General features: G+C 55.2%; 14 protein-coding genes. 8 read left to right on the top strand and 6 right to left on the bottom strand.

Annotation, left to right across the window (positions count from 1 at the left end; translation table 11 throughout):
* Positions 1–19 precede the first annotated feature (19 nt).
* The 3 genes from hpaD to AC2FJC_RS21430 form a co-directional block, all read right to left on the bottom strand.
* Positions 20–862: a 3,4-dihydroxyphenylacetate 2,3-dioxygenase gene (hpaD, locus tag AC2FJC_RS21440; RefSeq protein ID WP_496741503.1), complete on the bottom strand. Its 843-nt coding sequence runs from the start codon at positions 860–862 to the stop codon at positions 20–22.
* A gap of 164 nt (positions 863–1,026) precedes the next feature.
* The gene (gene hpaE, locus AC2FJC_RS21435) at positions 1,027–2,535 is read right to left on the bottom strand and encodes a 5-carboxymethyl-2-hydroxymuconate semialdehyde dehydrogenase (protein ID WP_496741501.1); all 1,509 of its coding nucleotides are present in this window, start codon (positions 2,533–2,535) and stop codon (positions 1,027–1,029) included.
* Positions 2,536–2,538: 3 nt separating this feature from the next.
* On the bottom strand, positions 2,539–2,937 hold the full coding sequence (locus tag AC2FJC_RS21430; protein WP_496741499.1) for a 5-carboxymethyl-2-hydroxymuconate Delta-isomerase: 399 nt from the start codon (positions 2,935–2,937) through the stop codon (positions 2,539–2,541).
* Positions 2,938–3,043: 106 nt separating this feature from the next.
* On the opposite strand from AC2FJC_RS21430, the gene hpaR reads away from it, so the two are divergent.
* Entirely contained in the window at positions 3,044–3,484 is a 441-nt protein-coding gene (gene hpaR / locus AC2FJC_RS21425) for a homoprotocatechuate degradation operon regulator HpaR (RefSeq protein WP_496741497.1), read from the top strand.
* 33 nt (positions 3,485–3,517) lie between these two features.
* Here hpaR and AC2FJC_RS21420 read toward each other — a convergent pair whose 3' ends face one another.
* Complete coding sequence (locus tag AC2FJC_RS21420; RefSeq protein ID WP_496741495.1) at positions 3,518–4,870, bottom strand: aminotransferase class III-fold pyridoxal phosphate-dependent enzyme; 1,353 nt, start codon at positions 4,868–4,870, stop codon at positions 3,518–3,520.
* A 35-nt stretch (positions 4,871–4,905) separates the two neighbouring features.
* Positions 4,906–5,685 (bottom strand): IclR family transcriptional regulator, encoded by a 780-nt coding sequence (locus AC2FJC_RS21415; RefSeq protein ID WP_496741493.1) that lies wholly within the window; start codon positions 5,683–5,685, stop codon positions 4,906–4,908.
* A 108-nt stretch (positions 5,686–5,793) separates the two neighbouring features.
* Here AC2FJC_RS21415 and AC2FJC_RS21410 point away from each other — a divergent pair, with 108 nt between their 5' ends.
* Genes AC2FJC_RS21410 through AC2FJC_RS21380 form a run of 7 tightly spaced genes read left to right on the top strand, consistent with a single transcriptional unit; the run spans position 5,794 to position 13,582 of the window.
* Entirely contained in the window at positions 5,794–6,723 is a 930-nt protein-coding gene (locus AC2FJC_RS21410) for a tripartite tricarboxylate transporter substrate binding protein (protein WP_058274540.1), read from the top strand.
* A gap of 56 nt (positions 6,724–6,779) precedes the next feature.
* Positions 6,780–7,316, top strand: a complete 537-nt coding sequence (locus tag AC2FJC_RS21405; RefSeq protein WP_496741491.1) for a tripartite tricarboxylate transporter TctB family protein — start codon at positions 6,780–6,782, stop codon at positions 7,314–7,316.
* 9 nt (positions 7,317–7,325) lie between these two features.
* Positions 7,326–8,858: a tripartite tricarboxylate transporter permease gene (locus tag AC2FJC_RS21400; protein WP_472724804.1), complete on the top strand. Its 1,533-nt coding sequence runs from the start codon at positions 7,326–7,328 to the stop codon at positions 8,856–8,858.
* A 7-nt stretch (positions 8,859–8,865) separates the two neighbouring features.
* Positions 8,866–10,350, top strand: a complete 1,485-nt coding sequence (locus AC2FJC_RS21395; protein WP_496741489.1) for an aldehyde dehydrogenase — start codon at positions 8,866–8,868, stop codon at positions 10,348–10,350.
* Positions 10,351–10,378: 28 nt separating this feature from the next.
* Positions 10,379–11,614 (top strand): Tm-1-like ATP-binding domain-containing protein, encoded by a 1,236-nt coding sequence (locus AC2FJC_RS21390; protein WP_496741488.1) that lies wholly within the window; start codon positions 10,379–10,381, stop codon positions 11,612–11,614.
* Positions 11,611–13,266 (top strand): sulfatase-like hydrolase/transferase, encoded by a 1,656-nt coding sequence (locus AC2FJC_RS21385; protein ID WP_496741486.1) that lies wholly within the window; start codon positions 11,611–11,613, stop codon positions 13,264–13,266. Before AC2FJC_RS21390 ends, AC2FJC_RS21385 begins: the two co-directional genes overlap by 4 nt.
* A gap of 49 nt (positions 13,267–13,315) precedes the next feature.
* Complete coding sequence (locus tag AC2FJC_RS21380; protein WP_496741484.1) at positions 13,316–13,582, top strand: hypothetical protein; 267 nt, start codon at positions 13,316–13,318, stop codon at positions 13,580–13,582.
* Between the two features lie 20 nt (positions 13,583–13,602).
* On the opposite strand, the gene AC2FJC_RS21375 is transcribed toward AC2FJC_RS21380, so the two are convergent.
* A partial coding sequence (locus tag AC2FJC_RS21375; RefSeq protein ID WP_496741482.1) for a hypothetical protein occupies positions 13,603–13,853 on the bottom strand: 251 nt, incomplete at its 5' end.

Raw genomic sequence — 13,853 nt, 5'->3', positions numbered from 1 at the left:
GGATTCCCGTATCTCGGCCTCAGACCGAAAAGCTGATATTTGCCTGACCCGTTCCGGAACTACCGAAATACGGGGTGTAGATGTCGATCTCGCCCTTGTAACTGCCCCATCCCAACGCACCGAACAGCAATGCAGTGTCGTTCATCGCACACTCGCCCGTACATTTCTTGGCGTAGTCAGGCAAAAGGTCCAAGAATTCTTCGAACCGGCCCTGCTCCCACAATTCGAGAACGCGCATATCCATCTGGCGGTTGAACTCGCCATTCACTGCGTTCAGACCCTCGACCGAGCGCTCATTCGGCGTAAAGTCATGACTTAGAGACCCGGAGGCCAGAATAGAAACATTGCGGTTCGAACGCCGGATGCCTTCGGCGATGGCTTCACCCCAAATGCGGTTCTCGGCGATTGACGAGAACTGGTTGACCGCAACTGGCAGCACCCGGGCATTCACACCTTCATTTATAAAGTGCATCGGCAAAAGGGTACCGTACTCCATTCCCATGTCAGGATGCGAATGACCCAGTGCCCGTTCCCCTCGCTCTCTCAGAACGTCAAGGATGGCTTCACCAAGGTCATGATCACCGCGATAGTCGAACTCCATATCCGCCAGCATGTGCGGCAGTTCGTGGCTGATGAATCGGCCCTTGTGGTGTTCCTTTGTGTTCAGGTGAAAGCCCTGATTGGTGATCCAATGTGTATCGAACACGATGAAGGTGTCGACCTCGCGGTCAATCGCGTCCTGACGCAGACGTGCGTAGCCATCTATCGCAGGTTGCCGGATACCTTTGTATTTCGGCATCGTGTGGGACATCCAGATGCTGGGCACATGTGTGATCTTAGCAGCCTGTACAATCTTTCCCATGACAGTTCCTCCTCACTTAAGGTGGCGTCTGACCGCTTTGGAAGGGAGAGCGGACGACCAGACGTCGTTTGGTCCGACTCTCAAAGAGTTCATGGACCATAGATGTGCGCGCGTATCCTAACTTTTTACGAACGGCACCTTGTCCAGATGTCGCTCGGAAGGCGTTACTTTCCCAACTGCATAATCTTGTGCTGACCAGTGGCAAAGCCCACGTGTTTCTGCTCCATATAGAAGTCAAAGCTCCAATCACCGCCGTCGCGACCGATACCTGACGCCTTTACCCCGCCAAAAGGCGTGGGCAGGTGACGAACATTTTCCGAGTTCACCCAGATCATCCCAGCTTCCAACTTATCGGTAAAGCGCAGAGCGCGTGTAAGGTCGTTGGTCCAGACATAGCCGGTTAACCCATAGGGCGTGTCATTGGCGATCTGCAGCGCTTCTTCTTCGGTTGAGAATGGAATGGAAGTTAGCACGGGGCCAAATATTTCCTCTCGCGCGATGCGCATGTCGTTGTTGGCGTTGGTAAATAATGTAGGGCGTACGAAATACCCGTCATCACCAACCTTGACGCCACCTGCCGCGACAGTTGCACCATCCTCTTTTGCGATGTCAAAGTATGAGGTCACCTTGTTGTAATGCTCCTCGGTGACCAGCGGGCCGATCTCGGTCGCAGGGTCCAGCGGGTGTCCGACCTTGATGTTGTTCACACGCTCGACCAGTTTGGCCTCGAACTCTTCCTTGATAGTGTCCTGCACCAGCAGCCTCGAGGACGATGTGCAGCGTTCACCGTTGATCGAATAGATCATGAAAATCACCGCATCCAGAGCCCGGTCCAGATCGGCATCATCAAACACGATAACGGGGTTCTTACCGCCCAGTTCCAGGTGCATCCGCTTGAGCGTATCGGCACCCTGCTTTGTGATGATGCTGCCTGTCCGGCTTTCTCCGACAAATGCGATGGCTTTGATCAAAGGGTGCTCTGTCAACGCCTTACCGGCATCAGGGCCAAAACCGTTCACGGTGTTCAGCACGCCCTTGGGCAGCCCTGCTTCTTCGGCGATTTCCACCAACAGGCGGGCGGACAAAGGCGAGTCTTCGGCTGGTTTGTGGACCACGGTGCAGCCCGCGGCCAGAGCGGGCGCGATTTTCCAAGTCGACAGCATGAAGGGCGTGTTCCACGGAGTGATCACACCAACCGGGCCGATAGGTACACGGGTGGTGATATTCATCAACGTCGGCGATTTCAGGTGTTGCCCGTCGCGAGCCTGCACGACTTGATCCGCAAAGTAGCGAAAATTCTCGGCACCGCGCAGCGCCGCCTTGGACATGAACCGCAATGTCTGACCCGTATCCCAACACTCACACAGCGCAATTTCTTCTGCCCGGGCTTCGATCGCATCGGCAACGTTTAGCAGGATCCGGCGGCGTTCGGTGGCGGGCATGTCGCGCCATTCAGTAAAGGCAGCATGGGTCGCTTTGACCGCCGCGTCGATATCGTCGGACGTGCCGTGCGCAACGTCGCAGATTACTGATTTATCCACCGGAGAGGTGGATTGGAAAACGCCCGCTGCGCCATCCCGGTCTTCGCCTGCGATACGGTTCTTGATGCCCGTTTCTTTGAACCGGGCCAGAAAGCCTGCCAGTTTCTCGATATTCGTATCCAGTACGCTCATACGTCAGGTCTCCTGCTTTGTCGCAGCCAAATGATTCCGGATTGTGCCGGTCTTGGGCGAAAGGTCTGGGTCGATGTCACGCATCTCTAGTGAAAGCGCGATAGAGTGTTTCGAGAAGGCCGGTTCCAGATATGCTTCAACCGCGTCAAAGATACGCTGTGTGGCGTCCTTCTTAACGTCGTCAGGACGGCCAGCGCGAAGGCGGATTGAGATGTCCACAAAGCCATGCTTGGGATTTCCATCCGCAATGGCAAAATAGTCGACACGCGTGGCGCGGACGCGAATTCCCGGCATTGGAAAAGCCTCAATCCCCGCAGCGGTGTCTCGTATGCATTCGCACAAGCCACCGATGTCGACCCGATCGTCCAGATTGCCGGAGTATTCGACGTGGAAGTGTGGCATGAGCTCTCCTTTACTACTTAACATGTTTAGTAAATTGTATCGAGACCGTCAAGAACTTGCTTTGTTAATCTTTGCAATTCCTGAAATGGCGTTCTAGAAGGCTGGAATGAACCGACAAAGCCATACCACGAGAACCTCTCGCGCTCTTCCGATCGCTCTGCTGCGCGCACGCGAAACCGTTATGGCCCCAATTCGGGATATGCTGCAGGGGATACAGCTGACCGAGCAAAAGTGGCGTATCCTTCGTGTTCTGGACGAAATGGGCGAAGTGGAACAAAGCACTATTGCAAATGAGGCCTGCCTTTTGCTTCCCAGCCTGACGCGAATTCTACGCACGATGGAAGCTGATGGGCAGATATCCCGCCGTCAGGGCAGCACGGATAAGCGCCGCACCATGGTGAAGATCACCGATGAGGGGCGTCAAATTCTTGAAGAGAACCTTGCGACCTCGCTGGCGATTCACAATACAATCGAGGCGCAAATGGGACAGGAAAAAATCGACAACCTACTGGATCTACTTGAGGAATTGCAGGCCGTAAAGGTGTGACCCCGACCTTGAAGACCGGGGCCAGCGTGATCACTAAAGTCTCGCTAGTCCTGTATCCAGGGCTGACAGGATCTTGGCTACGTTATCAGACGTGATGACCAGCGGCGGAGACAATATGATGTTGTTTCCAGATACACGGACCATAACGCCATCTTCATAAGTTGCTTTTTGAACCTGCAGCGGAAGATGTTTGGCAATTGGCGCCTTGGTCGCACGGTCCGAAACCAGTTCTAGCGCGCACATCAGGCCTTCACCCCCTCGCACGTCACCGACTACGTCGTATTTGTCGGCCAGTTTTTTCAACCCAGCAAACAACTCATCTCCCCGTACAGCTGCGTTTTCCCAAACTCGCAGGCGGTTGATCTCGGCAAGCGTGGCCAAGGCTGCGGCCGCGCCAACCGGGTGTCCGGAATAGGTGTAGCCCTGATCGACAGAAGCTCTGCCGGTTGTGTCGCTTTCGAACACCTCCGCAACCGCGCCAGAGATCATTGCCGCGCCGAATGGGAAATAGCCGTTTGTGATGGCTTTGGCCGTTGTCATGATATCGGGCTGCACCCCCCAATGTCGCGCGCCACTTTCGCTGCCTGTACGTCCAAAGGCAGTAATGATCTCGTCCGAAATCAGCAGAATTCCGTGCTTCGAGCAGACCTCACGCACCATGGGCATAAAGCTCTTGTGCGGCGGGATCACTCCACCTGCGCCCAAGATTGGCTCCATGATGAATGCGGCGACGGTGTTTGCACCCTGGAATGCAATTTCGGCCTCCAGCGCTTTTACGCAAAGCTGCGCGAGACGCTCGGGGTCCGTCTCATCGAACGGGTTGCGATAGGTCCAGGGCGCGGGCACGTGGAAACAGCCCGGCATCATCGGCTCATAAGCCGCACGGAACTTCTGATTGCCATTGACCGAGGCAGCCGCGAAGTGGGTGCCGTGATAGCCCTGTTTCAGGCTGATGAACTTGGTACGGCCAGCCTCGCCTCGAACTTTGTGAAACTGACGTGCAAGTTTCAGCGCGATCTCAACCGAATCCGATCCACCCGAAGTAAAGAATGCACGGGTCAATCCGTCAGGCGCAAAGAACTGCGCCAGCTCATAAGACAATTCGATCGCCTTGTCGTTGCTGGTGCCGCGAAAGGTTGAATAATAGGGCAGCGCGTTCAGCTGATCGGTGATGGCCTGCTTTACCGGATCACAGGAATAGCCCAGATTGACGTTCCATAAGCCACCCACTGCATCCAGCGCCTTGTGACCATCTACATCAATGATGCTGACCCCTTCACCTCCGGTCAGAATGGTCGGCGGGTTTTTCTGGCTGTCGGCCGGGTGCGCCATTGGTTGCCAGAAATGTCGGGCGTTGTTTTCTTTCAGAAAGTTGGAGTCTTTCATGTAGCGTGTCTCCGGAGATTTAGTCCGCCCGTCAATCATGGGTGGAATTCGGTTGGAAAAGTTTCGGGCATCTGGCCGCCAAAGTTTGCGGTCAGTTCTTTCGAAAGGGTGTGGAGTGAGGTCAAAATCAGCGGCTGTCGCGCGCTGGTTGCACGAATTTCGGGAACGGCAATCGCAATGGTTCCAATCGCGATCTGATCAATACCGAAGATAGGCGCCGCATATCCGAAGACACCATCTTCAAAGCTGCCATTACTATTGGCCCAGCCCGACTGGCCGATTTGTGCAACCCGGTCACGAATAATATTTGGGTCCGTCATTGTTGCCTCGGTAAATCGGGTGAGTGTGTCGGATTCCAAGCGTTCCAGAAGGAAAGCGGGACCGAAGCTCAGCATGCATAATCCCGAAGCAGTCGCGTTGACCGGAATAATTTCGCTAGGATCGAGGCTTACGCGAACGCTGTGCTGCGTGGTTTCAACCACCAACGCGGTTTGTAGAGTGTCTTTTTCAAGCAGGGTAAGGTGCAGGCTCTCGCCAACCTCATGCATCGCGGCCTGCATTTTCTGGCGTGCACCATCAAGGCCGGGCTTGGCAATTTCGCGCAGGGCGGCCAACCGTAGAGCAGCTGGTCCGATGGCATATGATTTCGTCTGCGGATTCTGCTCGATCAGGCCGAACTCTTCCAGTGCTCGTAAGTGGCGGAGGGCGGTCGCCTTGTTCAAACCAGCCAGGCGCGCAATGTGACTCAGCCCGATTTCCGGCTGAGAGCTTGAAAAGTACTCTAACATTTTCAAGGCATTAAGTGCGGTGCCCATGTGTTTTGCCTCCTCCCGGTCAGGTTATACTTGACAGAATTAACTTAACAACGCAACATTATTATTGTTAACGCGGTTCATTTATTGAACCACTAACGGGAGGTGTCAATGAAGAAATTTCTAGCAACCGCCGCATTTGTAGCGTCAGCAACCGCTGCACTGGCAGAGTATCCAGAGAAACCGGTAACTTTCGTGGTTCCATGGCCTCCGGGCGATCTTGAAGACGTGCTGACGCGAATGATCGCGGACGAATTTCAAGCCATGTACGACGTCCCGGCTGCGGTCGTGAACAAGCCCGGCGGCGGCGGCGGTCCGTTCCCAGGTGCAGTCGAAGTCGCCACTGCTCCGGCGGATGGTTACACCATCGGCTCTTTCGTCATTGGCGTTCCCGTCATTGGACCGGAAATCGGTATCCCTGAACTGAACCCGAACCCGTTTGATCCGATCGGTATTTTTCTGACTTACCCATTCGTAATCGCATCCAGCAAGGATGCGCCGTTCTCGAACTGGGAAGAATTGGCAGAACACGGCAAGGACAACGATTTGGCGCTTGGTCATTTCGGCTCGGTCTTGCCGCCCACGCAGGTCACCTTTGCTGCTGCTGTCAGCAGTGGATTTGATTTTGCAAGTGAAGCAGCCTTTGACGCGTTGGATTGCAACACGCTGGCATCGGGTGACGTGGACGTCATTAACACCACATTGCAACTTGTACTACCTTGCCTGGATGACGTGAACATTCTGGCGAGCATTGGTGGCGAGCGGATTTCGCTGATCCCCGATACGCCAACGATCGTCGAGCTCAACCCGGATCTGCCGCTGGCATTGTGGAACGGCCTGTTCGTTCACAAGGATACTCCACCCGAGGCACGTGAAAAAATCACCGCAGCAGCACAAAAGGCGGTGCAATCGGACAAGGCCAAGCAGCTTGCTGAGGAAACCGGTGCTTTGATCTACTGGCAGGACCCAGACGCATCCAACGCTCAGATTGAGCAAGACAAATCCTCTTTCGCCAAGATTGAAGAAATTCTGGGCGAGTAAGATCCAGATCGGGCGTGGGGCACTGCCTCACGCCTCTTTCAGGTTGGGAGGAAACGATGATTGCAAAGACTTTACAGGACATGTTCAAAAGATATCGCCGACCCGGCGATGTCGTTTTCGCCGTACTGTTTCTGGCATTCGCGGTGTTTCTTTTGTCCCAGCTGGGTGATCAGACCAAGGTCGTCAAACGAACCAAATGGTTCGCGCAGCCGGGTCTTTGGCCCACAATTGCAATCTGGTGCATGGTGGTGTTCGGGTTTCTGCATTGGCTTAGCTCGGCCTTGTCAGACCGGATCAGCGGCCGCTGGACCGAGGTCGGGTTCTGGCTTCGGTCGTTCGAATACGTTGCCTATTTCCTGATCTATGTGCTGGTGGTTCCGCAGCTGGGATATCTGCCCTCAACCATGTTGTTCGCGGTCTTCCTGACCCTTCGTGTGGGGTTTCGTGGTGCTAATGCTATCGGAATAGCTGCGTTGTTCGGCTTCGTCGTCACCATCGTTTTCCGTGGCTTTCTTCAGGTCAAAATCCCCGCCGGAGCGGTCTATGAATACCTTCCGGATTCCGTGCGCGCCTTTGCGCTGACCTATCTGTAAGGGGCCACTATGGAAACGCTTCTTTCCGGTATTTCAATCCTGCTACAATGGCAGGTAATCGTCGCCCTGCTGATCGGTTCGATCGGCGGCGTCATCATCGGTGCATTGCCCGGCGTGGGTGCGGCCGTGGCCATTGCAATCCTGTTGCCTGCCACCTTTGCGTTCGAGCCCATCGTAGGACTAACCCTATTATTGGGCATCTATGGCTCATCCATGTATGGCGGAGCCATTCCCGCGATTCTGATCAACACCCCCGGCACAGCGGTAAACGCGCTGACCACTTATGACGGATATCCCATGACCAAACGGGGGCAGGGCCACCGTGCGCTGTCTCTGGCGTATTCGGCCTCGTTCTTCGGGGGCGTGTTTGCGATCATCTGTCTGATGGTGTTGTCACCGGTTCTGGCCCTTGTCGCCCCACATTTTGGCAGCCGCGAGATTTTCCTGGCCGCGCTATTGGGCATCATTCTGGTTGTGCTGGCCCACCGGGGGCAGATTTTTGCCGCTGGTATGTTGGCGGCCTTCGGCATTTTCCTGAATTCTGTGGGGCTGGAGCCCGTGAAATACACCCGCCGGTTCACCTTTGATCAAAGTTGGTTGGCTTCCGGCATTGATCTCATTGTGGTCGTGCTGGGTCTGTTTGCGATTAGTCAGGCATTTCTGCTGCTATTGGAAAAGAACCACGCGCCAGGCGACACCCATGTAAGTGGCAATATCTTTGCCGGTCTCAAAGAACTCCTGGGCGTGAAACGCGTTGCTACCGTGTCCTCAAGTATCGGCGTTTTCATGGGCATGGTGCCGGGTACGGGCGAGTTTACATCGCAATTTTTATCCTACACCTATGCTCAAAAGACGTCAAAAAACCCAGAAAAGTTTGGTGATGGCTCACCCGAGGGACTTGTGGCGTCCGAGGCTGCGAACAACGCTGTTCCAGGCGCCGCCATGATTCCGCTGCTGGCCTTGGGTATTCCTGGCGAGGCACTGACAGCGATGATGCTTTCGGTGTTCTATGTCCATAACGTGATCCCCGGACCGCAGCTATTCGAAAACCAGATGGATTTTGTATTGGCCCTGTATATGGCGCTGATCCTGCTTAACGTGATCGTTCTAGTGTTCCTGCTGTTTTCGACGAACCTGCTGCTGAAGATTATCCAGATCCCGACCCGGTTCCTTGGTGTCATGATCCTGATACTTGCCTTCGTGGGGGTCTATAGCCTGCGCAACTCGATCACAGATTGTGCCATTGCTGCCGGGTTCGGGGTTTTTGGGCTGATCCTAAAACGGCTGGACCTGCCGATTGTTCCAATCATTTTGGGCATGGTTCTTGGCGGGATTATGGAAACCAAGCTGCGCAGCGCAATGGCACGGGTCAAAACGCCGCTCGACTTCATCGACCGGCCCATCGCGGCCGTTCTGTTTGGCCTGATCGTTCTTATCCTGATCCTGCACTGCCGAACGCTGTATTTCGAATTCAAAAACAAACTGCGGCCGGAACCTACGATGCAACCCGTGGATTCCGATAATCCGAACCAGCAAGGATAAGCGACCTATGGATCAACTTGCCATCGATGCGCTACGTGGTCAGCCCGTACCGCCACGGAGCCTTCTAATTGATGGGCGTCACGAGGCCGCAGCGGCAGGAGGGCAACTGGATGTCATTTCTCCAATTGACGGTCAGGTTCTAACTCAAATTGCCGAGGGCACCCCCGCGGATATGGAGCGGGCTATTGCGGCGGCCCGCACGGCGTTTGAAGACGGACGCTGGTCGCGGGCTGCACCTTCTGTACGCAAGAAGGTGTTGTTGAAACTGGCCGATCTGATTGAAGAACACGCTTTGGAACTGGCCGTTCTGGGCGTGCGGGACAACGGCACTGAGATCAACATGGCCATGAAGGCCGAGCCGATGTCGGCTGCGGGCACGTTCCGCTATTATGGCGAGGCCATAGACAAGATCTATGGTCAGATTGCGCCCACAGCTGAAAATGTGCTGGGTCTCGTGCATCACGCGCCTGTCGGCGTTGTCGGGGCGATTGTGCCGTGGAACATGCCGATGATGATCGGTGCGTGGAAGATCGCGCCGGCGCTGGCGGCGGGCAACTCGGTGGTGTTGAAACCTGCGGAATCGGCCTCGCTATCACTTTTGCGATTAGCCGAATTGGCGCTTGAGGCAGGTGTGCCGGACGGAGTCCTGAACGTTGTCACAGGCAAAGGCAGCGTGGTTGGTGAAACACTGGCCCTGTCGATGGATGTCGACATCATGGTTTTTACCGGCTCGGGCGCTACAGGGCGGCGGCTTCTGGAGTATTCCGCGCGCTCGAACTTGAAACGCTGCTACTTGGAGCTTGGCGGAAAGTCCCCCAACATCGTGTTCAACGACGCCCCCGATCTCGCGCAGGCGGCCAAGGTCTCCGCCGCAGGTATTTTCCGAAATTCAGGTCAGATTTGCGTCGCGGGATCGCGCTTGCTGGTTCAGGAGGATATTCACGAAGATTTCGTCGCCGAGATTGTCAAACTCGCGCAGGCCTTCCGCGTCGGCGATCCGCTGGACTTGAACACACAGATCGGGGCAGTGCACTCATTGCCGGAATTGGAAAGCAATCTGGATTTCGTCGCCCAAGCCGAAGCGGAAGGTGCTGAGCGCCGTGCCGGCGGTGACCGCATTCTGACGGAAACGGGCGGCTATTATATGGCCCCCACTGTAATGAACGGGGTCAAACCTACCGACAATCTGTTCCGCAATGAGGTCTTTGGTCCGGTTCTGGCCGTGACACCGTTCAGGGACGAAGATGAGGCACTGCGCCTGGCAAATGACAGCGTTTATGGATTGGCCTCGGGCGTGTGGACTGCAAACCTGAGCCGTGCACATCGCATGGTGGCGGGCATCCGCTCTGGCGTCGTACACGTCAATACTTATGGCGGCGCGGACGGCACAGTGCCCTTGGGTGGTGTAAAGCAGTCGGGCAACGGTCACGACAAGTCTTTGCACGCAATGGAAAAGTACTTCGATCTGAAAACAGCCTGGATTCAGTTGTAAGACAAAAGCCTGCGAGGAGAAGATTACCATGGGCGAAAAGACTATCTTGCTGATCGGCACCTATGACACCAAAGACCCCGAGATGCGCTACATCGAAGAATGCATCACTGCGCAGGGTGGCAACGTGCTGACCATGGATGTCTCGGTTCTTGGGGATCCGACCACGCCCACAGACATTTCCAAACATGATGTGGCCGCGGCCGGTGGTATGACCATAGATGAGGTGATCGCGCTCGGCGACGAAAACAAGGCTTTTCGCGTGATGTCGCAGGGCGCTGCAGCACTGGTTGCCCAGGTCTACGCCGAGGGTAAATTTGATGGGATGCTCGCAACTGGTGGCACGATGGGCACCGATCTGGCGCTGGATTGCGCGCAAGCTTTGCCAATGGGTGTGCCGAAATACATTGTCTCCACCGTCAGTTTTTCACCGCTGATTCCGCCACACCGTTTGGCGCCGGATATACAGATGATCCTGTGGGCGGGCGGGCTTTATGGTATGAACTCGGTTTGCCGCTCATCGCTAAGCCAGGCCGCAGGTGCTGTTTTAGGCGCAGCCCGCGCCGTCCAGCGCCCCCGGCGAGATCGCCCGATGATCGGAATGACCTCGTTGGGCTCATCCTGCCTGCGTTATATGAAAACCCTGAAACCCGCGTTGGAAGAACGGGGATACGAAGTGGCCGTGTTCCATTCAACGGGCATGGGCGGTATGGCATTTGAGAAACTTGCGGGTGAGGGAGCTTTCTGCTGCGTAATGGATTTCTGCATGCAGGAATTTGCCAACATGCTTGCAGGTTCGTTGGTGTCCTCGGGGCAGGACCGGCTGACAAATGCCGGGCGCGCAAGCGTGCCGCAAATGGTGGCCCCAGGCGCGCTGGATCTCTTGGATTTTGCGGGTTGGCAGGACATTCCCGACCAATATGCCGACCGTCCGTTCCACGAACATAATCGCCTGATCAAAAGTGCGGTGTTCAATGCAAAAGAGCGACGGGCCGCTATTCGAGAAATGGCCGGTCGTCTGAAACAAGCCACCGGCCCAACCCATTTTTTCCTGCCCACCGGCGGTGTTGAGGAATGGGATCGCGAAGGCCAGGAAGCGCATGACCCGGAAGCGCTTGCCGAAATGGTTGACGAGGCCCGCAGCGTGATGCCTGCAGTTGCACCAACTACGGAAATTGACGCCCATATCAATGACGACGCATTCTGCGATGCTGTACTCAAACAGTTCGATAAATGGATGAATGAAGGGGTGGTTAAGACGACATGACCAAAAAAGCCAAGAACATCCTGTTTATCATGTTCGATCAGCTTCGGTTCGACTACCTGAGTTGCACTGGGCATCCAAGTTTGAACACCCCCCATTTGGATGCGCTTGCGGGCAAGGGAGTGCGGTTCTCCCATTGCTATGTTCAATCGCCCATCTGCGGTGCCTCAAGGATGAGCTTTTACACAGGGCGTTACGTGCACAGCCACGGCGCCGCCTGGAATAATTTCCCGCTCAAGGTCGGAGAGGTCACTCTGGGCGATCATCTGCGCGAACGTGGGATGGATAGTTGGTTGATCGGAAAGACGCATATGAGCGTGGATCAGGCAGGGATGGACCGTCTGGGCATTTCGCGCGACGGAGTGATCGGAGCGCGTGTCGCGGAATGTGGTTTTGATGTTTTCCTACGTGATGACGGCTTATGGGGTGAGGGGCCGCAAGGCTTTTATGACAAAAGACGTTCACCCTATAACGAGTATCTGAAAGGGCAGGGGTATGAGGCTGAAAACCCCTGGCAGCACAATGCCAATGCCGGGGTTGATGAAGACGGTGGTGTCGCTTCGGGTTGGTTTATGCGGCATGCTGATAAGCCTGCAAACATTAAGGAAGAAGATAGCGAAACGCCCTGGCTGACGGGACAGGCGATTGAATTTATTAAAACGCAGGATGCAAATTCCGCTGGGCCATGGATGTGCCACGTGTCCTATATCAAGCCGCACTGGCCTTACATTGTTCCAGCGCCGTATCATAACATGTACGGGGCGGAAGATGTTTTGCCGGTGGTTCGTTCGGAAGGCGAACTACAGAATCCACACCCTGTTTATGAAAAATTCATGCAGAACGAAATCGGTCAAACCTTTAGCAAACCGGGCGTGCGTGAAAAGGTGATACCCGCCTATATGGGGCTGATCAAACAGGCTGATGATCAGATGGGTCGCCTGTTCAATTGGCTAGAAGAGAGTGGCCACATGGAAGACACGATGATCGTCGTGACCTCCGACCATGGGGACTACCTCGGTGATCATTGGATGGGTGAAAAGGATCTCTTCCATGATCCGTCGGTGCGCGTTCCACTGATCATCTATGACCCGTCACCAGAAGCAGACGCAACACGCGGCACTGTTTGTAGCGCACTGGTCGAAAGTATTGATCTGGCGGCAACATTTGTTGATCTGGCAGGTAGCGATGTCCCGGATCACGTTATCGAAGGCCGCTCGCTACTGCCGCTCCTGTACGGCCAAACCCCCGAGGCATGGCGCGAATATGTGGTTAGCGAATATGATTATTCCGCCACGCCCGAAGCCGCGGCTTTGGGCCTTGACCCCAAACAGGCACGCCTGTTCATGCTGGCGGACAAGGATTGGAAATTCATCTTTGCCGATGGTGGGTTTCGCCCGCTATTGTTCGACCTGAAAAACGACCCTAAAGAGTTGAATGATCTCGGTGCCGACTTGGGCCATGCCGAGGTTACCAACATGTTCATGAAGCGCTTGTCAGAATGGGCGCGCCGTCCATCGCAACGTACAACGGTTTCAAATGACACGTTGCTGAAGAAGCGAGATGGGAGTGCGGCCGACGTCGGTATTTTTATTGGTGTTTATGATGAGCGTGAATTGCCCTGCGACGTAATAGAGAAAACGATCAGGCGTCGGTGAAACTTACTGGGTTTTGTCCGCTGTTCCGGCCTCCAAATGGATTGCGATTTTGCGGTTGCAGCTAAAGTCCGGAAAGCGGGCTGCGACCGCAGCATTTGAAGACCGTGCTCAAGGTCGTGTGTGGGTGGCACCTGCATTGCAAGTGTTTTCTGTGTTGATGGCGGCGGTCCGTCAGTACTGTCGTGTGTTCGGCCTGTTCACGCAGCCAGTGTATTTGGCCGCCGGCCATGATGAGTTCCGCAAGCAAGGTTCCTATCGGCTAATCGACCTCGATTGGGGCCGCGACGTTGGTCGAAGTGTCCTGGCCTTTGGTTGACTTAGGTCCGCATCATCACATCAAATGCCTTGCATCTCTGGGCTGGTCGGCCTGGTTAGGCGGTCGGCTGCCGGTATTCCTGTTGTTTTGTCAGCATCACCCAGATTATCCAGGCGCTCTGGATGCTTCCTGCCCATCAGCGCCCGTGACGTCATGCCGGTGATCAGGAGTTTTCGGATGTATCGGTCGCCTTTCTTAGGCTCCAGACTCATTGATTTACAACCAGAATAGAACGGTAGCCGCGAGTGCGATGGCTGACAGGAAGACCTTC

It is taken from the genome of Ruegeria sp. CDSB117 (assembly GCF_059611005.1).
This window is presented reverse-complemented; position numbering and strand designations above follow the sequence as displayed.